19 protein-coding genes and 1 pseudogene are annotated in these 20,307 nt (G+C 60.1%); 10 read left to right on the top strand and 10 right to left on the bottom strand.

Annotation, left to right across the window (positions count from 1 at the left end; genetic code table 11):
- Window positions 1–190: pseudogene (locus tag AB7E65_RS03420) on the bottom strand (TorF family putative porin); the annotation flags it as partial.
- 363 nt (window positions 191–553) lie between these two features.
- The gene (locus tag AB7E65_RS03415; RefSeq protein WP_428745275.1) at window positions 554–2,263 is read right to left on the bottom strand and encodes a DUF4080 domain-containing protein; all 1,710 of its coding nucleotides are present in this window, start codon (window positions 2,261–2,263) and stop codon (window positions 554–556) included.
- A gap of 157 nt (window positions 2,264–2,420) precedes the next feature.
- Between AB7E65_RS03415 and AB7E65_RS03410 the strand changes: the two genes are divergently transcribed.
- The 5 genes from AB7E65_RS03410 to AB7E65_RS03390 all read left to right on the top strand — a co-directional run bounded on the left by AB7E65_RS03410 (window position 2,421) and on the right by AB7E65_RS03390 (window position 8,332).
- The gene (locus AB7E65_RS03410) at window positions 2,421–3,749 is read left to right on the top strand and encodes a radical SAM protein (protein ID WP_428745274.1); all 1,329 of its coding nucleotides are present in this window, start codon (window positions 2,421–2,423) and stop codon (window positions 3,747–3,749) included.
- Window positions 3,750–3,781: 32 nt separating this feature from the next.
- Window positions 3,782–5,227: a HAMP domain-containing sensor histidine kinase gene (locus AB7E65_RS03405; protein ID WP_428745273.1), complete on the top strand. Its 1,446-nt coding sequence runs from the start codon at window positions 3,782–3,784 to the stop codon at window positions 5,225–5,227.
- Complete coding sequence (locus tag AB7E65_RS03400; protein WP_072286285.1) at window positions 5,224–5,778, top strand: hypothetical protein; 555 nt, start codon at window positions 5,224–5,226, stop codon at window positions 5,776–5,778. Before AB7E65_RS03405 ends, AB7E65_RS03400 begins: the two co-directional genes overlap by 4 nt.
- Window positions 5,779–5,807: 29 nt before the next feature.
- On the top strand, window positions 5,808–7,163 hold the full coding sequence (locus AB7E65_RS03395) for a sigma 54-interacting transcriptional regulator (RefSeq protein ID WP_320361121.1): 1,356 nt from the start codon (window positions 5,808–5,810) through the stop codon (window positions 7,161–7,163).
- A 332-nt stretch (window positions 7,164–7,495) separates the two neighbouring features.
- Complete coding sequence (locus tag AB7E65_RS03390) at window positions 7,496–8,332, top strand: nitroreductase family protein (RefSeq protein WP_428745272.1); 837 nt, start codon at window positions 7,496–7,498, stop codon at window positions 8,330–8,332.
- A 61-nt stretch (window positions 8,333–8,393) separates the two neighbouring features.
- On the opposite strand, the gene AB7E65_RS03385 is transcribed toward AB7E65_RS03390, so the two are convergent.
- The 5 genes from AB7E65_RS03385 to AB7E65_RS03365 form a co-directional block, all read right to left on the bottom strand.
- The gene (locus tag AB7E65_RS03385; protein ID WP_072286283.1) at window positions 8,394–8,843 is read right to left on the bottom strand and encodes a hypothetical protein; all 450 of its coding nucleotides are present in this window, start codon (window positions 8,841–8,843) and stop codon (window positions 8,394–8,396) included.
- 20 nt (window positions 8,844–8,863) lie between these two features.
- Window positions 8,864–9,907, bottom strand: a complete 1,044-nt coding sequence (locus AB7E65_RS03380) for a type IV pilus twitching motility protein PilT (RefSeq protein WP_072286282.1) — start codon at window positions 9,905–9,907, stop codon at window positions 8,864–8,866.
- A 450-nt stretch (window positions 9,908–10,357) separates the two neighbouring features.
- Window positions 10,358–10,738 carry a lactoylglutathione lyase gene (gloA, locus tag AB7E65_RS03375; protein ID WP_072286280.1) on the bottom strand — a complete coding sequence of 127 codons (381 nt, stop codon included), beginning with the start codon at window positions 10,736–10,738 and terminating at the stop codon, window positions 10,358–10,360.
- 323 nt (window positions 10,739–11,061) lie between these two features.
- Window positions 11,062–11,607, bottom strand: a complete 546-nt coding sequence (locus AB7E65_RS03370) for a nitroreductase family protein (RefSeq protein WP_428745271.1) — start codon at window positions 11,605–11,607, stop codon at window positions 11,062–11,064.
- Between the two features lie 25 nt (window positions 11,608–11,632).
- The gene (locus AB7E65_RS03365) at window positions 11,633–11,932 is read right to left on the bottom strand and encodes a J domain-containing protein (protein ID WP_072286278.1); all 300 of its coding nucleotides are present in this window, start codon (window positions 11,930–11,932) and stop codon (window positions 11,633–11,635) included.
- Window positions 11,933–12,143: 211 nt separating this feature from the next.
- Here AB7E65_RS03365 and AB7E65_RS03360 point away from each other — a divergent pair, with 211 nt between their 5' ends.
- The 4 genes from AB7E65_RS03360 to AB7E65_RS03345 all read left to right on the top strand — a co-directional run bounded on the left by AB7E65_RS03360 (window position 12,144) and on the right by AB7E65_RS03345 (window position 16,933).
- Window positions 12,144–13,385, top strand: coding sequence for an FprA family A-type flavoprotein (locus tag AB7E65_RS03360; protein WP_428745270.1), 1,242 nt, complete (start codon window positions 12,144–12,146; stop codon window positions 13,383–13,385).
- Window positions 13,386–13,551: 166 nt separating this feature from the next.
- Window positions 13,552–14,748, top strand: coding sequence for a phosphoserine phosphatase SerB (gene serB / locus AB7E65_RS03355; RefSeq protein ID WP_428745269.1), 1,197 nt, complete (start codon window positions 13,552–13,554; stop codon window positions 14,746–14,748).
- A complete protein-coding gene (gene sfsA, locus AB7E65_RS03350) occupies window positions 14,745–15,440 on the top strand; it encodes a DNA/RNA nuclease SfsA (protein WP_072286275.1) in 696 nt (231 codons plus the stop codon). The genes serB and sfsA overlap by 4 nt, the downstream gene beginning before the upstream one ends.
- Window positions 15,441–15,670: 230 nt before the next feature.
- Complete coding sequence (locus AB7E65_RS03345) at window positions 15,671–16,933, top strand: nucleotidyltransferase (RefSeq protein ID WP_428745268.1); 1,263 nt, start codon at window positions 15,671–15,673, stop codon at window positions 16,931–16,933.
- Window positions 16,934–16,936: 3 nt separating this feature from the next.
- Here the strand turns inward: AB7E65_RS03345 and AB7E65_RS03340 are convergent, their stop codons facing one another.
- Genes AB7E65_RS03340 through AB7E65_RS03330 form a run of 3 tightly spaced genes read right to left on the bottom strand, consistent with a single transcriptional unit; the run spans window position 16,937 to window position 18,868 of the window.
- Window positions 16,937–17,569 (bottom strand): TPM domain-containing protein, encoded by a 633-nt coding sequence (locus tag AB7E65_RS03340; protein WP_072286273.1) that lies wholly within the window; start codon window positions 17,567–17,569, stop codon window positions 16,937–16,939.
- Window positions 17,570–17,577: 8 nt separating this feature from the next.
- A complete protein-coding gene (locus tag AB7E65_RS03335) occupies window positions 17,578–18,282 on the bottom strand; it encodes a TPM domain-containing protein (RefSeq protein ID WP_072286272.1) in 705 nt (234 codons plus the stop codon).
- A gap of 1 nt (window position 18,283) precedes the next feature.
- On the bottom strand, window positions 18,284–18,868 hold the full coding sequence (locus tag AB7E65_RS03330) for a LemA family protein (protein ID WP_072286271.1): 585 nt from the start codon (window positions 18,866–18,868) through the stop codon (window positions 18,284–18,286).
- 171 nt (window positions 18,869–19,039) lie between these two features.
- Between AB7E65_RS03330 and AB7E65_RS03325 the strand changes: the two genes are divergently transcribed.
- Window positions 19,040–20,185 carry an NAD(P)/FAD-dependent oxidoreductase gene (locus AB7E65_RS03325; protein ID WP_320361128.1) on the top strand — a complete coding sequence of 382 codons (1,146 nt, stop codon included), beginning with the start codon at window positions 19,040–19,042 and terminating at the stop codon, window positions 20,183–20,185.
- Window positions 20,186–20,307: the final 122 nt, after the last annotated feature.

Here is a 20,307-nt window from a genome sequence, read left to right as displayed (position 1 = left end):
TGCCGAGGGTCAGGTCGATACCGGCCTGGATGGTGGGGCGGGAGTCGCTGAGATTGAAACCACGCCACATGTACTTGTCCCAGATGCCTGCGTAGACATCGCCTTCAACCTCGATCTTGGCCTGGGCGGTGGTGGTCAGCCCGGCGCACAGCACGAACATTGCGAGAAACAACACGCTCCATCTTTTCATGTTTTTTACCTCCATGTTCAGCATGAAAGGTTGCCGACTGCCCGGGCACCTTCCCGGTAGCCGCGCAACCGTCTGGAAACAGGGTCCCCTCCCTTTTGCCGACAGGTAGTCGGCGCTATCGTCAAAACATGAAATGGAAACCGCCGGGGTCTGGACGATGCCATGTCCTCCCCTGCGATTTTTGGTGTGCGCCGTCGGGAACATGTCAGGCGCAAACACCGACCTCCCCCGAACGGCGGGGGCTGGCCGGCAGTTTCTCTACAGTTCAAAAAGTAACACAGAGTCGCTGTCTTGCAAGGATGGTGTGCCGGTAACAGGTGGAAAAAACGGGAAATAATGCAAAAACCGGGCTGGTGGAAGGCGTCAGGTTGGTTGTTGAAGATATATTTCCCGGGTCTGCATGGGTTTTCCGGGGCAGGTCAGATAAAGAGCCAGCAGCACCGTGCGGCGCAAGGGGCGGCCGGGCAGGCAGCGGAAGACGCAGGCCAGGTGCTGCAGCTTGATCCCCTGTCCTCTGATGGCTTCGGATTGCAGGCGAACCTGTTCCTTTACCTGTTCCTGCTCTTCGCTGGTCAGGTCCAGATCCAGAAAAGCTGGAGCCTGGGCGGGCGCAACCCGCTCGACGCGCAAAAAGTCCCGGGCCAAAGCTTCCCGCGGTTCGGTGCCTGCGGTGGCCCCGGCGCCGCTTTGCAGAAACTCCCAGCAGGCCTCGAACAGACCCCGCTGGGACAGGGGATGGCGGAACAGATTGCGTCGTCGCCAGAAGGCCTCCAGTGCGCCCAGCCCGGCGGAAAGGCTGCCGTAAAGCACGGCAAGCTGCTCCAGGAACAGCTGCAGCCGCCCGGCGTTCCAGGTCAGATCGAGCAGCCGGCTGATGCCCCGCAGCCGCTCCAGTTCCTCGAAGGACAGCTGGGGCGTGCCCAGCACGGTGTAGGGTGGGTGCGGATCGAAACGCAAACCCAGGGCCCGGGCGTCCCGGCGCAGGGGTGCGCCGGGCAGCAGCTTGACCGGTTCAAGCTGCAGGTGATGGGGGCGCAATGCCATGATGCGGTCGACGGATTGCAGAAAGGAGGCGCTGCCTTCTTCCGGAAGGCCGGCGATCAGGTCAAGGTGCAGATGGATGTTGCCGGCGCGGCGCAGCCTGCGGACGTTGGTTTCCAGCCGCTCCAGCGAGGTTTCACGGCGGATGGCGGCCAGGGTTCGCGGCAGGGTCGATTGTACCCCGATCTCGAATTGAAAGGTGTCGGCGGGAACCTGTTCCAGCAGGGTCAGCGTCGCTTCGTCCAGCAGGTGCGCGCCGATTTCGAAATGGAACCGGCTGCCACGGTTGTTTTCCAAAATGAAGCGGAAGATCTCGCGGGCCCTTTTGATATCGTAATTGAAGGTGCGGTCGACCAGCTTGATGCAGGGGACGTTGCGTTCCATCAGCCATTGCAGGTCGGCACGGATGCGGGGCATCGAATAGGAGCGTACCCGCTCGTCGAGGGCGCTCATGCAAAAAGCACAGCGGTAAGGGCAGCCGCGGCTGGTTTCGAGATAGACCAGACCCCGCGACAGATCGACCAGCCCCAGGGGGTAGGGCGAAGGGATGGCGTCCAGATTATCGAGCAGCGGCCCGTCCGGTCCTGTCTGAACATTCGCGCCGTCGCGCCAGTTCAGACGCGCAATTCCTTCCGGAGAGGCGTTGTGCTGCCAGGCGTCGAGCAGGGCCCGCAGCGGCAGCTCGCCCTCGCCGCGTACCACGGCGCTGATGCCGGGATGGCGCGTAAACAGCTCCGGTCCGTCGAAAGAGACCTCGGGGCCGCCGAGCACCACCCGCAGCCCGGGGCGTGCCGTAACCAGGGCGTCGGCCATTTCCAGGGTGGCGGTGCGGTTCCAGAGATATACGGAAAAGGCCACCACGTTCGGCTGTTCCGCCAGCAGCGCGGCCAGCACCGTTTCCTTGGGCTCGTGCACCGTGTATTCACGGATCAGCAGGGTCCGCTGTGCATGGCGGCAATAGGCGGCCAGCAGCGGCAGGGCCAGGCTGGCATGGATGAATTTGCTGTGAAGAGTGGTCAGGACAATGCGCATGGCGGCCAGCATAGCCGAGGATCATGGCCGAGAAAAGGGGAAAATCGATGTACGACGGGCCGGGATTGTGCCGGCACGCTATTCCCTCGCGCAATTGCCTGTGCTATGCTGTGCGGTCTAAGTGGTTATCGTATCGAAAAAAAGAGGATTCTGCCGCATGAAAAGCAACAAGACCATCCTTGCCGTGGTGGCCGACGCCAACGGCGAAGTATTTGAATATCCCGATCTGCTTATGGCCGGTATGAACGGCGGAAACACCCGGCTGCCCCGCCCCGGGGAGCTTGTTCCGCTGCCTGCCGGCAGCCGCCTTTTTACGATTCCCGGTACCCCGCCGGTCGGATGCGACGGGCGCAACGGGCGCGCCGTCACTCTGCGCAAACTGCCGCGTCATTACGGCGGTGGCAAAGCTCAGGCGGTATCGGCCTTTCTGACCCCGGGCTATACCCGCACCCTGCTGCCGGCCGCCGCCTATGGCGACAAGCAGGTGCAGTTGCCCCTGTGGTCCTACACGGCTGTCGGCTGGTGTGTCGAGGAACAGCGGTTCTACGCCGCCGCGGTGCGGGTTGACCGCAATACCCAGTGGGAGCCGGAGCATTTCGACGATCGCAAGCTCGATCCGCTGGTCCAAAAAATGCTGCGCGCCCATCCCGAAAACCGCCTGCTCGAACAACTGGCCCGCTGTGCTCTGGATTATCACTGCTTCGCTGCCAAGAACCTGTTTTTCCGGCGCTGGGAGGCGCCATTGCCGACCTCGCCGGTGTGCAACGCCCGCTGCCTGGGGTGCATTTCCCTGCAGGAAGCCGATTGCTGCCCCTCCAGCCAGGAACGCATCACCTTCGTGCCGACGGTTGAAGAACTTTGCCAAATAGCCGTGCCGCATCTGGAACAGGCGGAAAATGCCATCGTTTCTTTCGGCCAGGGCTGCGAGGGCGATCCTATTCTGCAGGCGGATACCATCTGCGAGGCGGTGCGCGAGATGCGGCGGCGCACCGCGCGCGGCACCATCCATTTCAACTCCAACGCTTCCGACCCCGATGCCGTCGAACGACTGGCGGACGCCGGCATCGACTCCATCCGGGTGTCGATGAATTCGGTGCAGGAACATTTTTACACGGCCTATCACCGCCCCTGTGGTTATTCCCTCGCCCAGGTTTGCGAATCATTGCGGAGGGCCAAAAGTCATGGCCTGTTCACCATGATCAACTATCTGGTTTTCCCCGGTCTTAACGATCTCTCCGAGGAGGTCGCGGCTCTCGGGGATCTGGTGGAGGACGCCGGCGTCGATCTGATCCAGATGCGCAACCTGAGCATCGACCCGGACTTTTATTGCCGGGCCATGGGGCTGGCGGGAGAGGGCCTGGGAATGGTTGAGATGCTGCGTCTTCTCAAACAGCGCATTCCGCGTTTGCAATACGGCTATTTCAATCGCACGCGGGAGCAGTTCTTTCCCGAAGGATATGAGACCGACTGGCCGCTGCCGGCCTGATTGCGGCGACAGGAGAATGTGAACGGCGAATCATGCACCCGCTGCGTCCCAAATCGTTTCTATCTCTGGTATTGATCGGTTTCGCCATGGTGGCCCTGCCCTTTAACCTGGCCATGATCAATGCCGAATTTTTTCTGGATCGCCTGGCGCGACGCGGATCGCAGGCCGTATACCGTTCGGTGTCGGTGGTGCAGGAGAGCCGCAATCTGGTTGAACAGTTGCTGGCCCTGGAACGGCGTGTGCGCCAGTATCAGGTGTTGCGTGCCGCCGAGCTGCTGGCCGGCATCGAGGAAAAGCACAAGGAATTTGCGGTTTCCATCGAGAACCTCAGGGCGCTGCCGTTGCAGCCCGATCAACAGCAGCGCCTGCGGCAACTGGCAGACGCTGAACGGCAGCTGTATCTCGCGTTGCAGGGAAACGGTCAGGCTCTCACTCGCGATCAGGCCTTTCTGGAGGGGTTTGACGAACTCAATCGTCTGGCCCGGGGTCTGCACGATGAAAGTCAGCAGCTGGTTGTCCGTGAAGTCGACGCGCTGCGGTCCTCGACCACCCGTGCACGGCGCATGCTGCTTTGGCTGGCCGTATTGCTGGTACCGGTTACCGGGCTGTTCACGGCTTTTTTTGCGCGGCGCATTACCGGTCCCATCCGCCAGATAAACCGGGGCATTTCCCGTCTCGGCGAGGGCGATTTTGCCTCGCCCGTCGAAGTCGGCGGACCGGACGACCTGCGGTTTCTGGGCACCCGTCTGGATTGGCTGCGGCAGCGCCTCGACGCGGTGGAAAAAGATAAGAGAAAATTTATTTCCCATGTTTCCCACGAACTGAAAACGCCGTTGGCTTCGATTCGCGAAGGGACGGAATTGCTGGCCGAAGAAGAGGTCGGCCCTCTCAACGACCAGCAACGGGAGATTGCCTTGATTCTGCGGAAAAACGGTCGCCAGCTGCACAAGCTGATCGACGATCTGCTTGGTTTCAGCCGCATGCAGGCCAGGATATCGCCGTTTCGTGGCGGCGCCGTCCCAATGGTGCCGCTTATCAAAGGCATTGCCGCATCCCAGAGGCCGGCGATACTCAAGAAAAATCTCGATCTGAAACTGGATATGGAGGATTTGACGCTGTTCGGGGATCGGGAACGCCTGCGCAACCTGGTGGATAATCTGTTGACCAATGCCGTCAAGTATACTCCCGTCGACGGGGTTGTCCGGATCATGCTCCGCAGGGAAGGTGACAAGGCCTTGCTGGAGGTGTCCGATTCGGGGCCGGGCATTCCCGCGGAGGAGCGGAAGAACATTTTCAAGCCGTTTTACCAGGGGAGCTCCCCCGTGCTCGGGCCTGTTCAGGGTACCGGTATTGGCCTGTCCATCGTGCAGGAATACGCGCGCGATCACGGGGCCAGTATCGAGGTTCTGGACAGCCCTTTGGGGGGCGCCTGTTTCAGGGTGAAACTGCCACTTGCGGAACAAGAGGGAGAATCATGAAGCCAACGGGTACGACCGGCTGTGTGCGAAGCATTGTCGCACTGCTGCTGCTGGCGTCGACGGCCGGCTGCGGCGTCTTTCCCCGCGTGACCTGGCCACAGTTGCCGAACGGGAGCATGACCGTCGAGACCGCGCTGGACGACTACCAAAAAGCCCAAACCCTGAGCCCCGCAAAGGCCGCCAGGGAGATGACGCGGTTGCGCCAGACCTACCGCCGCCACCCCGATGACGAAACCCTTTTCCAGCTGGTGGCCCTGGCGGTGCAGCCGGGGCGTTCTCAGGCGGATCGCCAGCTGGCACTTGAATTGCTGAGGGATTATCGCCGGCGGGAGCCGGGCGATCAGCGGCTGCTGGTTCTAGCCTCGATGCTGGAAGGCCGGCTTGCGGAACAGCTGCAGCTGACCTCAGAGCGCGACAGGGCCCGCCAGCAGGCCCAGGATCTGGAAACCCGCGGTCGGGAGCTGGAGATCAAAAATCGCGAACTCCAGGAAAAACTCCGGGCTCTGGAAAATATCGAAAAAATTCTGCGCCAGCGCGAATCCGAGCGTTAGCTTTTCGCCGGCGACCTTCGAGGATACCAATGAAAGAAGACAAGCAACGTCTGTTGTTGGTGGATGACGACACCGATTTGCTGCGCCTGTTGTCGATTCGCCTGCGAGGCGCCGATTACGAGGTGCACATTGCAGAAAGCGGCGAGGAGGCTCTGGCCAAAATACCGGTATTGCGTCCCGATCTGGTGATTACCGATTTGCGCATGGCGGGGATGGACGGCATGTCCCTGTTTGACGCCATTCGCGGCCGCCAGGCGTCCTTGCCGGTGATCATCCTGACCGCGCACGGCTCCATTCCCGATGCTGTCGATGCGACCCGACGCGGCGTGTTCAGCTTTCTTACCAAGCCTTTGGACAGCAAGGTGCTGCTGGAGGAAATCCGGCGTGCCCTGCGCATTTCGGGAGCCCCTCCGGAAGCGCAAGGGGCACACGGAGAGTCCTGGCGTAGCGAAATCATTACCAAAAGTCCGCTCATGGAAGACCTTCTGAGCAAGGCGCGACTGGCCGCGCAAAGCGATGCGGCTGTGCTGGTCCGAGGCGAGAGCGGTACCGGCAAGGAGTTGATCGCCCGCGCCATTCACAAGGCCAGCGTCCGGGCCGCAAAGCCTTTTGTCGCCGTCAATTGCGGGGCCATTCCCGATACCCTGCTCGAATCGGAACTGTTCGGTCACACCAAAGGAGCCTTTACTGGCGCCATGAAGGATTATCCGGGGCTGTTCCGCTCGGCGGAAGGTGGCACCCTGTTCCTCGATGAGATCGGGGACATGCCCCTGTCATTGCAGGTCAAGCTGCTGCGGGTGCTGCAGGAAAAACAGATGCGGCCGGTCGGTTCGGTGGCCACCACCTCCGTCGACGTCCGGATCATCAGTGCGACCCACCGCAATCTCGAAGAAGAAATAGCCAGCGAGCGTTTTCGCGAAGACCTTTACTACCGTCTCAATGTGGTTTCCCTCGAATTGCCCAACCTTGCCGAACGGCGTGAGGACATACCGCTTCTGGCCAATCATTTTCTGCAAAAATTCGCTGTTCGCAGTGGAAAAAAAGTTACCGGTTTCGCGCCGGAGGCGATGGAGGCGCTGATTTCGGCGTCCTGGCCGGGCAATGTGCGGCAATTGATCAACGTGGTCGAGCAGGGGTTGGCTCTGAGTACCACTTCGCTGATTTCGGCTTCGCTGGTGGCTGATGCCATCCATGAAAATATCGAAAAAATTCCTGCCTTCAGTGAAGCCCGCCGCCAGTTCGAGCAGGACTACCTGGTCAGGCTCATGCAATTCACCCGTGGCAATGTCGCTCACGCGGCACGGTTGGCCGGCCGCAATCGCACCGAATTTTATAAATTGCTGGGACGACATCATGTCGTGCCGAGTCTTTTCAAGAACCAGTGATCTTTTCCTGTTTCCTTCCGGCGACATGATCCGCCCGACGGCTTCGGCACGTTGCTATCCCGGCGCACTTCATTCCACCGCGAAAATCCCGAGGATTTCCCTGCCAATCGTGTCGTCAAAGGACGACGATTTAGCCCCCGCGCCCCGCCTGTTTGGTCCGCCGGCTAACCCCGCCAAAAGATCATTCAAGTTTGCGGGATGTCAAAGGGGGGGCGGCTGGCATCGTTGCTTCATGAATGCTTTTTCCGTCCTTGTCCTTGCTCCGTTGCCATGTTAAAAAAACAGCAAAGGACAACGCCGCACCGCGGCATCTTTCCGGCATGGAGGACGGTATGCTCGACTTGAGGATAGACAGCGACAAGTGCACCCGCTGCGAACAGTGTGTTCGCGATTGCCCGTTGAATGTTTTGGCCATGGGGGAGGGGGTACCCTGCGTTGGTGAAGACAAAGAGGAGAAATGCATCGAATGTCAGCACTGTCTGGCGGTCTGTCCGACCGGCGCTCTGGGGATATTGGGCCTGAAGCCGGAAGCCAGCCTGCCGCTGGCCGGCAATTTCCCCTCGGCAGCGCAGATGGAAACCCTTATCAAGGGGCGGCGCTCCATCCGGCGCTTCAAACATGAGCCGGTCGATGCACAAACTGTCGACGAGCTGCTCCGAATCGCCACCCACGCACCCACCGGCGTCAATTCCCGCAAGGTTCTGTTTACGGTGATCGAGGACCAGCAGACCATGGAGCTGGTCAAGCACGCGACCATGGAAGGCATCCGGACACTGGTCGCGGAAGAGCGGCTGCCCAAGGGCAAGGAATTCTACGGTGGCATTCTGCGGGCCTGGGACAAAGGCGCGGATATCCTTTTCCGCAAGGCTCCCCACCTGCTGATCGTGTCCGTCGACGCCAAGGCGCCGACACCGATGGCGGATGGTTTCATCGCCATGACCACCTTTGAAATGATGGCAGCGACCATGGGCCTGGGCACCCTCTGGGACGGTCTGGCCAAGTGGGCCATGGTCGATATGCTTCCGGATCTCGGCATCCGGCTCGGCATTCCCGAATCTCACCAGATTGTGTATGTCATGTTGTTCGGCAAGCCGGCGGTGACCTACCATCGTACCGTGCAGCGTGACGCGGATCTCAAGGTCAACCGTGTGATCTGGGACAAAGAATAAAGCATAACACGATCAGTTGCCCGTTTGACAAAAGGCCCCGTCTACCGACGGGGTCTTGCTGCTAATCCCGCACCGAGAGAATAAATTTGCGCGCCACATAGACAACGCTGCCCGGCATGACAACCGGAATGAACCGGTTTGGCCTGTTGAGGTAATCGCTTACCCGGCTGCGGTGCTGCGGGAGATCGACGAAAATGTCGCCGGTGATTTCCTGTCCGCAAAGGGTGGTGATCCCGACGTGGTACCTTTTCCCCAAAGTCATCAGTTCGTGCAGTTCTTCCGCTGAAGGTGTCGTGGCCCGGACAATGTTGGCGACATTCAGGTGGAGAGTCCCGGCGGCGGTTTTTACCGGCAGAAAAGTTTCTCTTCCGTTCAGCAGTTCGCCGACGCGCTGCGGGCCAGGCCGGCGGGCTTCGTAAAGACTGAGAAAAACCTCTCCCTCCAATCCGGAACCGTTGGCCAGGGTAAAGAACACCGGCCTGCGGTTCTTGGCGATTTTTTGATCGTCCATGCCTGCTCCTGTTGGGTTTGCTACTGAAACAAAGCCTTGTTGGCCGCGAACTTCTGCGCCTCTTCCCGGGTGATTTTTCCCGCGTTCAGCAGGTCCTGGATGGCCTGATCCATGAGCTGCATGCCCTGATTTTTGCCGGTCTGGATCACCGAGGGTATCTGGAAGGTCTTGCCTTCGCGAATCAGGTTGGAGACCGCAGGGGTCACCGAAAGGATTTCGAGGGCGGCGCAGCGTTTGCCGTCCACCGTCCGCAGCAGTTGCTGGGCGATGACCCCCTTGAGAGACTCGCCGAGCATGGTGCGGACCTGTTCCTGCTGGTTGGTGGGGAACACGTTGATGATGCGATCCACGGTTTTGGCGGCGCTGCTGGTATGCAGGGTGCCGAACACCAGATGCCCGGTCTCGGCGGCGGTGATGGCCAGCTCGATGGTTTCCAGATCGCGCATCTCCCCGACCAGAATCAAATCGGGATCTTCCCTCAGTGCCGCCTTGAGGGCTGCTGCGAAGGAGCGGGTGTGCCGGCCCACTTCGCGCTGATTGATCAGGCTCTGCTGGCTGAGATGCACGAACTCGATGGGGTCCTCCACAGTCAGGATGTGATCCTTGCGGGTTTTGTTGACGTGGTCGATCATGGCTGCCAGCGTGGTTGACTTGCCGCTGCCGGTCGGCCCGGTGACCAGCACCAAACCTTTTTTGAAGCGGGTCAGATTGAGCACGGTCGGCGGCAAACCGAGTTGTTCGGCGCTGAGGATTTCCGCAGGGATGAGGCGGAACACTGCGCTGATGCCGAGCCGCCCCATGAAGATATTGGCGCGAAAACGCGATTTCAGCTCCGCGACCTCATAGGCGAAGTCAAGATCGCGGGTATTCTCATAGGTTTTGCGTTGTGTTTCGCTCATGATCTCGTACAGCAGGGCCTTGTTCTGCTCGTGACCGAGGGCCTGGCTCATGATCGGCTCCAAATCACCCGATCGGCGTATGAGCGGCGGATTTCCTGCTGAAAGATGCAGGTCGGAGCCTCCCTTGTCTTTCAAAATTTTGAACAGAGAATCGATTTTTGCCATGATTTTGTCCCCAGTGGCCCTGTTTCGTCAGGGCAGCTCGTGTTCATCCGGTAACCGCGGATGGATACAGCGCAGGTTTTGTATGGGAAAAGAGTTGTTTCCGGGTGAAACCCAGCTGAAAAGTGTTGATCCAGATCCCGGCAACATTGCATGTTGCGTGCCTCTGCGGCCGGATATGGCGCTTGCCTGTTTTTTTTCGCGCGGGGTGGGATGGTGCGGGTGCACAGGGGTAATGGACAAAAAAAAGCGCGTTGTCCTGGAGGTGGAGGCAACGCGCAAAAGATGGAGGTTTTAAACCGTGTGTTGTATCGCTCTGCGGAGCGTTTTGTCTATGGTTGGACTATACCTGCCCGGCCTCGAATCCACCACGTGGCTTTCCGTAAAAATGGCGGGACGTTTACCCCTTTTTGACTGTTCAAATGCACAGTCGGAAAGGGTGGTCGATGGGCATCAGATTCTGACGACCTCCACCATGTAACCGTCCGGATCCTTTAGAAAGTAGAATTTGGGTTCGCCACCTGCCAGTCCTTTGAGGGGCCCGGGGGTAAAGCCCAGCGCCTCATGCTGCCTGTGAGATGCCAGCAGGTCCTTGACCCCTACCGCCAGGTGGGAATAGCCGTCGCCGGCCTGATAGGGGCTGGTGCGGTCGTGATTCCAGGTCAGTTCCAGTTCAAAGCTGCCTCCTGAGCTGCGCAGATAGGAAAGGGTAAACTTCTGTTCCGGGAAATCGAGTCGCCGGGAAATTTCGAAGCCGAAGGCCTGCTGGTAGAAATGTTCGGATTTTTTCAGGTCGAGGACCCGGATGCAGCTGTGAATCATCTCGTATTTCATGTCTGTCGCGCTCCCATGATGGTTGTCTCGGACCGAAGTCACCTGTAGTGGCTTAAAGTTTCTGCTGATTGCCGGGTGTGAGTCAGCACCCTGTCTCTCATACTATAAATGTTTTACGCACGCTTTGCAGGCGATGGCAGGATTCGGAGGGGACGATATTGCTGCCCAGCACAGAAAGTCCGCCGCGGTGCGGCTTCGTCCTTTCGGATCGGTAGCGCTGCTGCGGTATGGATAAGGAAGATCAAGCGTTTCGCGGGCCAGGGTGTCGGCATTGCCGGCAGCCAATGCGGGATTTTTTTGCTGTGGAGCAATTGGCGGATGGTTCAATAACGGTTGTGCCGGCATGCGGTTTGCCTGTCTTTACGGATTTTCGGGCGCAGCGGTTCGTTCGGCAAAGCGTAGCCAAGGCTGATGATCAAAACGACGCGCCTGTTTCTGGGGATATGCAGCAATTTTTTGACGGTCTTTTCATCGAACCAGCCCATCATGCAGGTGCCCAGGCCCAGGTCGGCGGCCTGCAGACAGAAGTGGGCGGCGGCGATGCCGAGATCGAGAAGAGGGAAGTCGCGTCGCTTGACCATCGCTCCCATCCGCACGGTCCACTTCGGTTTTTCCCGCACCAGCACGGCCAGCACCGGTGCCTGCGCGGCAAAACGATTGAGGTTGAAGGCTTTGCTGTGGGCAGCGCGGGCGACTTTGTCTTTAAGCAGCGGCTTGTCCACCAGGATCAGCGTCCACGGTTGGGCGTTGCAGGCGGATGGCGCCAGGCGTACCGCTTCGGCGAGTTGCCGAAGTTTCTCCGGTTCCACCTTGCGATTGCTATAGTTTCGTAGGCTCTGGCGGCGTTGGATCAATTCCGAAAAATCCACAGGGCCATCCTCTCCAGGCACGGGGTCAGGATTGCGGCTTGCCGCCCCAAACCGGGTCGTCTTCATACTGCCGCCGCAGTCGCTCTTCGGGGCATTGTTCGTAAAAGGTCTGCTCGTCGAAGCCGAAACGGTAGTGGCGGATATACTCAAGCAGCAGCCTGTAGGCCGCATTCAGCTCCCGGATGGCGTCGCCGTCGGTCCGGTTGCCGCCATCCGGGTGATAAGCCTTGGCAAGCTGGCGGTGGCGGGCTTTGAGTTCCTGCAGGGAAGCCGTTTCGCCGAGGCCGAAGATTTGAAGCGCTTTTTGCAGTTCTTCGTAAGTCATGGGCATCCATCTTTGGTTGTGGCGGGCTTTATACGATGTCATCAACTATAGATAAACAAGGTCATTAAAACAACCGGCGGCGGTGGCCGATTGTCATTCCGGGTCGAAAAATGTGCTGATTTTGCTGTCCGGCATTGCTTCCCGTTGCCAAAAGCGATAGGTTTTTTCTTGAGGTTTCTCACCCATTTCTATTCAAACGTGGGAGGATGACATGAGAGCAAGCGAAGTTGCCGACGGAATCTACCGTCTTTGCGCCAATATCGGTTCCGAAGTGCTTTTCGAAGGGATCTGGCCCCTGCCGAAGGGTGCTTCGATGAATTCCTATCTGGTCAAGGGAAAGGATGTGGCCATCATCGACGGGGTCGGCGATTGGGACGGCGTGCCGGAAACGCTTTATGCCCAACTCGATCAACTGGGTGTAAAGGCGGAGGACATACGCTATGTGATCATCAATCATACCGAGCCGGATCACACCGGCTGGCTGCGGTCGTTTTCGTCCATGAACCATGATTTCGAGGTGCTGGCCACGGCCCGCGGGGTGGAACTGGCCCAAGCCTTTTTCGGATTGGATGTGGCTTTCCGGGCGGTCAAGTCCGGGGACAGCGTCGACCTGGGCAACGGCAAGCGGCTGGTATTCGAGGAAATCCCCAACGTGCACTGGCCGGATACCATGGCCACCTTCGAGACGTCTACCGGCACCCTGCTCTGCTGCGATGCTTTCGGTACTTTTGGCGCCATTGGCGAGGCGTTCTGTGACGATCAGCTCGATGCGGCGCAGCTTGAAATTTTCGAGCGGGAGGCGTTGCGCTATTACGCCAACATCGTGGGGCGTTTTTCGCAACAGGTGATCAATGCCATCGACAAGGTGAGCAAGCTCGATGTCCGCATTGTCGCTCCCGGGCACGGTCCGATCTGGCGTCGAAACCCCGAACGCATCATCCGACTCTATCAACGCCTCGCATCCTATGCCAAAGGACCGGCCAGACCTCTGGTCACGGTGCTGTGGGGCAGCATGTACGGCAATACCCGCAAGACGCTGGAGCCTCTGCTCGATGGCATTGCCGAGGAGGGCGTGGACGCCGTCGTTTATCAGGTGCCGCAGAGCCATATCGGCGATATTCTGGCCTCGGCCTGGGAATCGACCGGCATTGCGCTGGCCATGCCGACCTACGAGTATCAGATGTTTCCTCCCATGGCCGTCATTCTCGATGAACTCGGTCGCAAGTCCGTCAAAGGCAAGCTGGCGATGCGCACCGGCAGCTTCGGCTGGTCCGGCGGGGCGCAGAAGGAACTCGATGAAATCCTCGAACGGCGCCATATGGGCTGGCATTTTGTCGACCCGGTGGAATTCAGGGGGGCGCCGACCGTTGATACCCTCGAACAGGTGCGTCGTTGCGCCCGGCAGCTGGCTCGGCAGGTGCGGGAATCGGCCCTGCCTGACAGTGTTTTCTGAGTGTGGGGAGGTCTTGCAGGATGGGCTTGCCGCATGAGGCATTTGAGGGTAGAATACCACCCTTTTTCTTACCTGGTTTCCATCCGGGAAAGGCTCTTTTCCCATATGAAAACCATGCTGTATCCATCCGCGGTTTGAGGATGGATACTCTCTGAGAGGTTTGCCCATGGAAGATAAACTGGTGCTGGTCACCATGACCGGGCCGGACCGGGCCGGGATTATCGCCGCGGTGGCCGGTTGCATTGCCGAGGCCGGCGCACGCATCCGCGATATAGAACAGAGCGTGGCCCATACCACGGCTTCCCTGTCGGTGCTCATCGAACTGCCCGACGGTATGCGCGACAACAAGCCGCTGCTCAAGGAGCTGCTGTTCCGGGCCAAGGAACTGGGCCTCGATCTCGATTTCGAAGCGGTTGATCCGGCATCTTACCGGCTGCGACAGCCGGGCTGCACCTATGTGCTGACCATGCTCGGCACCGAGGTCAACGCCGAGGCACTGACGCGGGTCGGCGCCACGCTGGCTGCCGACCGGGTAAATATTCAGCGCATCAACAAGCTTACCCGCGGCCAGTTGCGCTGCGTCGAGTTTGCCATCAATGTCCCCGAGGGGCTCGACATCAAGGAGCTGACCCGCAAGCTGCTCAACGCCGGCGTTGGCCTGGGTATCGATATCGCCCTGCAGAAGGAAAACCTCTACCGCCGCGCCAAGCGTCTGGTGGTGCTCGACATGGATTCGACCCTGATCCAGGTCGAGGTTATCGACGAGCTGGCGCGGCTGGCGGGTATTGGTGAGCAGGTGGCGCAGATTACCCATCGGGCCATGAACGGCGAGCTCGACTTTCAGCAGGCCCTGCGCGAGCGGGTAGCCTTGCTCAAGGGACTCTCCAGCGATGCGCTGGAAGCGGTCTACCGTGCCCTGCCGTTTACTCCCGGCGCCAAGAACCTGGTGCGGGTTTTGCGCCAGCTCGGTTTCAAGACAGCTGTTATTTCAGGGGGATTCAATTTTTTCACCGATCGGCTCAAACAGGAACTGGGACTCGACTATGCCTACGCCAACGAGTTGGTGATCGAAGACGGCAAGGTGACCGGCGAGGTGCGCGGTACCATTGTCGATGGCCAGCGCAAGGCCGAACTGCTGGAGGAAATCGCCCGGCGCGAGGGCATAGCCCTGAGCCAGGCCATCGCCATTGGCGATGGCGCCAACGATCTGCCAATGATCGGCAAAGCCGGTCTCGGTATCGCCTTCAACGCCAAGGCCCGGGTGCGCGAGCAGGCCCAGTATCGGATCAATCAGCCGAGTCTCGATTCCATTCTCTACCTGCTCGGCATTGCCGAGTGGGAAATGGCGGAACTGGAAGGGTGAAGCTCCCCGCGCCACTGATCGAAGGGCATTTGCTGCGGCGTTACAAACGCTTTCTGGCGGAGGTGGAACTTGCCGATGGAACGCTGGTGACGGCGCATACGCCCAACACCGGCAGCATGCGTCAGTGCGCGGTGCCGGGACACCGGGTGCTGGTCTCCCGCAGCGACAATCCGAAACGCAAGCTGGCTTATACCCTGGAGTTGATAGAGGTCGAAGGGTACTGGGTCGATACTCATACCCATCGCACCAACCGGGTGGTGGAAGAGGCGTTGCGCGGCGGGGCGATTGCCGAGTTGCGTGACTGGCGGGTCACACCGGAGCATGTTTACGGTAACAGCCGTATCGATTTTCTGCTGGAAAAGGGTGAGCGCAAGGCCCTGGTCGAGGTTAAAAACGTAACTCTCATCTGCCGTCCCGGAGTAGCCTGTTTTCCGGACGCGGTGACCGCGCGGGGGCAGAAACATCTGATTGAACTGATGCGGGCCGCTGGCCAGGGCTATCGCGCGGTTATCTTCTTTCTGGTGCAGCGTGGCGAAGCACAGGCCTTCTGCCCCGCCGACTCCATCGATCCGCGCTATGGCGAGTTGCTGCGCCAGGCGCAGGACTGTGGGGTGGAGATTCTGGCGTACCGCAGCCGGGTGAGTGTCGCGGAGAACCGTGTCGATGTTAGGTTGCCGGTTATTCTCGATTGAGGACTTCTCTGAAAACTCCCCCCCCTAGGTTCCCATCACGCAGCCCTCGGTAACTGGAAAAAAACGCGGGGTTGCGTCCCCGCGTCGTCACAAGTGGGAGACCTGTCAATGGCCCTTTGTCCTTTGTCATTGGCTCCATGAAAAGGATGATTTTCCTTGACCCTTGACCCTTGACCCTTGACCCTTGACCCTTGACCCTTGACCCTTGACCCTTCAAAAGGATTCCCGCCATGCGCGCGGTCGGCCTGATCACCGAATACAATCCTTTCCATAACGGGCATCGGCAACATCTGCGGGCCAGCCTTGAGGCGGCCGGGGCGGAGGTGGCGGTGGCGGTGATGAGCGGGCATTTTCTGCAGCGCGGTGAGCCGGCGTTGGTGGACAAGTGGTTGCGGGCCGAAATGGCACTGCGCTGCGGCATCGACCTGGTCATAGAGTTGCCGTTCCCCTTTGCCTGTGGCAGCGCGCCGCATTTTGCCCTCGGAGCGGTTCGATGTCTGGATGCCCTTGGTGTCAGCAGTCTGTGTTTCGGCAGCGAATCAGGGGCGTTGGAAAACCTGGAGCGCGTGGCCCGGCTGCTTGACCAACATCGCGTGCAGGTGGCCGACGAAACCGCTGCCCTGCTGCGCCAGGGGGTGCATTTTGCCGCCGCCCGCGGCCGTGCATATGCCGGATTGTGCGACGACGATGCCGCTTGCCTGGTACTGGCGCAGCCCAACAATATCCTCGGCATCGAATACCTGCGCGCCCTGTGGGCGACCGGCAGCTCCATCCGGCCGCTGACCATTTCGCGTATCGGAGCCGGTTATCATGATGAAACGGTGGGGGAGGGCAATGTCGCCAGCGCTACCGGCATCCGGCAACGCCTGTCGGCGGGCAAAAAGGTGGATGGGTTGTTGCCGCGGGCGTCGGCCGATATCCTGCGTCGGGCTCTCGGGAAGGGGCTGAGCCCTGATGACGATCTGCTGCACCGGCTGTTGCTGGCGCAGATCTTCCGTGGACGCGATTATCTGCGGACGCTCTATCAGGTCGAAAACGGCCTCGATGCCCGCCTGGCGGAAGCCGCCGTCAGCAGCGCCGATATGCAGGCGTTGGTCGAAGTGGTGAAGGTGCGTCAGTTTACCCGCACCCGGATTCAACGCATCCTGATGTACGTTCTCAACGATGTGCGGGCCGACCTGATGGAGGGGATGCTGGCCGCCGGCCCTTTTTACCTGCGCCTGCTCGGGTCCAGCTCACGGGGCCGGGCGTTTCTCGGCGCTGCCCGCAAGCGCCGCAAGCTGCCGCTGCTTACCAATCTGTCACGCGTTTTTGCGCAGCTGAGACGTGCCTACGGCGTGGATGCGGAGCGGTATCGTCTGGCGCACGCCATGTTCGATCTGGATGTGCGGGCCACCTGCAACTACAGCCTGTTGCTGCCGGGGTGGTCCAGGGCAAACCGCAACCGCGATTTTTATGAAGCCCCGCTGGCGGTGGACGCAAAAATCCGGTGACGGTTACTCGAGGACCAGGTTGGGCAGTTCATCCTCGTCGTCGCTGCGTGCCGGGAATTGACCAGCCAACAGCTCGCCGCATTTCTGGATGGCCAGACACAATGCGTCGCAGGCGTGTTGCTGCCGGATCCCGGCGGTCAGCTCCGCGACGATGTGTTCCCAGGTCCGGGGCGGTACCACGGCATTGATACCGCGATCCGCCAGGATCTGCACGCGATGCTCGAACAGGCAGATGAGGATCAGAATTCCGGTATTGTCCCGGGTGTGATGCAATTCCCTCTCGACGAAGGACACCAGGGCTTTTTCCGCGACTTCCTCGGTCATTTCCCGATCGCTGATGAGGGAGCGCTTGAGGGGCGGGCAGAAACGGATGAGCCATTTGCACGGAAGATAGAGCAGCACAAACAAGGCCAGAAAAACCCACAGGGATTCCTGGAAAAAGCCCCAGCTCAAGGTGGTGGCCGCGGCCAGGGCGAAAAAACCGCCGCCAAGAATCTCGGCGCGGGGATAGTCGTAGGCGCAGGACGCCACCATCGGCACGATTTCGCCGCTGGTGGCCTTTTCCGCGTTTTCCACGGTGCGCCTGATGCGCTGCTGCTCTTCCGCTGAAAAAAAATTACGCGCTGTGCTTTTCATTTTTTCTCCTACCAGCTGCCTGAGGAACCGCCGCCGCCAAAGCCTCCGCCACCGCCGGAGAAGCCGCCACCGCCGCCAAAACCTCCGCCACCGCCGAATCCTCCTCCGCCAAACCAGATGCCGCCGCGCCGGTGGGAAGTGCGCCGCGGCCCGGCCAGTAGCAGCCAGGGACCAAGGAACAGCAGCAGAGTCCAGAAGCCGCTTGAACGGCGCTTTTGGGCTGGTTCGGCGCGATAGGCGCCACGCACCGCCTGGGCCATGGCCTGCACGCCGGCTACCACGCCGCCGTCGAAATCGCCGCGACGGAAGCGTGGCGTGATTTCCCGGTCGATGATACGTCCGGTCAGAAGGTCGGTCAGGCGGTCCTCCAGGCCATAGCCGACTTCGATGCGCACCTTGCGTTCGTCGCGGGCGATCAGCAGCAGGGCGCCATTGTCCTTGCCACGCTGGCCGATGCCCCAGGTTTCAGCTACCCTGAGACTGTATTCTTCCAGCACCTCACCTTCCAGGGAAGGGATGGTCAGCACCACCAGCTGGGTCGAATCACTGCGGTCGAAGTTGCGCAGATCCTCCTCCAGCTGCCGTTCGATGGCAGGCGACAGCATGTCCGCACGGTCATTGACGTAGGCTGTGGCTGGTGGCACGTCCAGGGCGTGCAGCCCGGAAGACGAAAACAGCAGCAAGCCAAGAATGAAAAGGACTGTCCGCCGCATCTCAGAAATTGACCGCAGGCGCTTTTGCGGCTTCGGTATCGGCCTGGAAGGGGGTCTTGCGTTCCAGGTGCAAAAGAAACTTGTTGGTCAGGTTGTTGGGAAAGGTACGGATCGAGCTGTTGAACACCTGAACCGCCTGATTGTAACGCTGCCGTGCGACATTGATGCGGTTTTCCGTACCCTCGAGCTGATGTTGCAGATCCATGAAGTTCTGATTGGCCTTGAGATCCGGGTAGTTTTCAGCTACCAGCAACAGCCGCGAAAGGGCGCCGGACATCCGGGACTGGGCCTGTTGGAATCCGGCCATGGCCTGCGGGTCGTTCAATTGTTCGGCGCTGACCCTGACCTGCCCCACCTGGGCGCGCGCTTCGGTCACGGCCTGCAGCGTCTCCCGTTCGTGGGCCGCATATGCCTTGACCGTCGATACCAGATTGGGAATCAGGTCGGCGCGCCGCTGGTAGGTTGCCTCTACATCCGCCCAGGCGGCAATGACCGCTTCTTCATTCTGCTGGATCTGGTTGTAGCCGCAGCCGGACAGGGGTCCGACCAGCATCGCGGCGATCAGCAACAAAATCAGACGCTTCATGGTGTTTCCTTTCGCGGAAAAAAGTTTGCAATGGGGTTCGATTTATAATGCTTTCATGGTAAATGGGGGAACGGTTTTTGTAAAGGCTTTGTCCCAGGGGATTGTGGATCATGCTTCTCAGGGATTTGCCGTGCCGGTAATTCCGCGTTGCTCACAACCGGAGGCGTATTCATGAAAAAACATCTGGTGCTGGTCGGGGGCGGGCATGCCCACCTGACTGTCATGCAGCGTCTTGACGATTTCGTCAGCCGGGGGCATCGCGTCACTCTGGTCAGTTCCGCTCCCTGTCATTATTTTGCATGCATGGGGCCGGGGCTGCTCGGTGGTATCTATCTTCCCGCACAAAGCCGGTTCAATCTGCGCCGTATGGTCGAGGATCGCGGTGGCGCATTTCTCGAAGGGGAGGTGGCGCATATCGATGCCGGGCAGCGCCGACTGACCCTGCGTGACGGTCGGCAGTTGGGCTACACAGTGGTTTCGTTCAATACCGGCAGCAATGTGCCGCTAAAAGGAATCGGCGCAGCTCGCGATAATGTGCTGCCGGTCAAGCCGATTCAAAATCTTCTGCTGGCGCAACGTCAGATCCTCGCGTGCCGCTCTCGCCGGCCTCTCCAGGTGCTGGTGATCGGCGGCGGGCCGGCCGCCGTCGAAGTTGCCGGTAACCTGTGTTGCCTGGCTGCGCGGATCCATGGTCGGCTTGCGGTCGGCCTGGTGGCTGGTGACCGTTTGCTCGCACGTTTCTCCGACAAGGCCCGCCGTCTGTGCCGGGCTTCCCTCGAAAGACGCGGCGTCCGCATTCGCGAGGGCGTTCGTGTGGTTGCGGCGGCGCAGGGCCGCGCCCGCCTGGATGATGGCAGTGAGCTTCCCTTCGACCTGGCCTTGTGTGCCACGGGGGTTCGGCCGTCCGGGCCATTTTGTGCCTCGCCTTTACCGGTGGGCAAGGATGGCGGCCTGCTGGTCAACGCCTGCCTGCAGTCGGTGCATTATCCGGAAATATTCGGTGGCGGAGACTGCATAACCTTCCGGGACCATCCCCTGGACAAGGCCTGCGTGCATGCTATCCGGCAAAGTCCGGTTCTTTATCGGAATCTCATGGCATACCTTGAGGATCAGCCCCTGCTGCGGTTTTCTCCCCGGGACAAGCATCTGCTGCTTCTCAATCTGGGAGACGGCCGGGGCCTTCTGGGCCGGGGAAGGTTCGCCCTCCAGGGAAGGGGGGTATTTTACCTCAAGGACTGGATCGACCGGTGCTTCATGCATCACTTTCAGGTGTCCGGCGAGCTGCGGGACAGCGAGCCAGCTGCGCCCGACGCCTGAGGCCCCTCATCCTCATCGGCATATTCCGGCTTTTTTGCTTCCCTTGGAAAACAAGGCCTTTAGCGGGCAGCTTCATCTTTTCCTGCACCGCCTGTCCCTGGCCGCGACAGCGTGGTTTTTGT

Source organism: Syntrophotalea sp., from assembly GCF_050253115.1.
Classification (GTDB): Bacteria; Desulfobacterota; Desulfuromonadia; order Desulfuromonadales; family Syntrophotaleaceae; genus Syntrophotalea; species Syntrophotalea acetylenica.
This window is presented reverse-complemented; position numbering and strand designations above follow the sequence as displayed.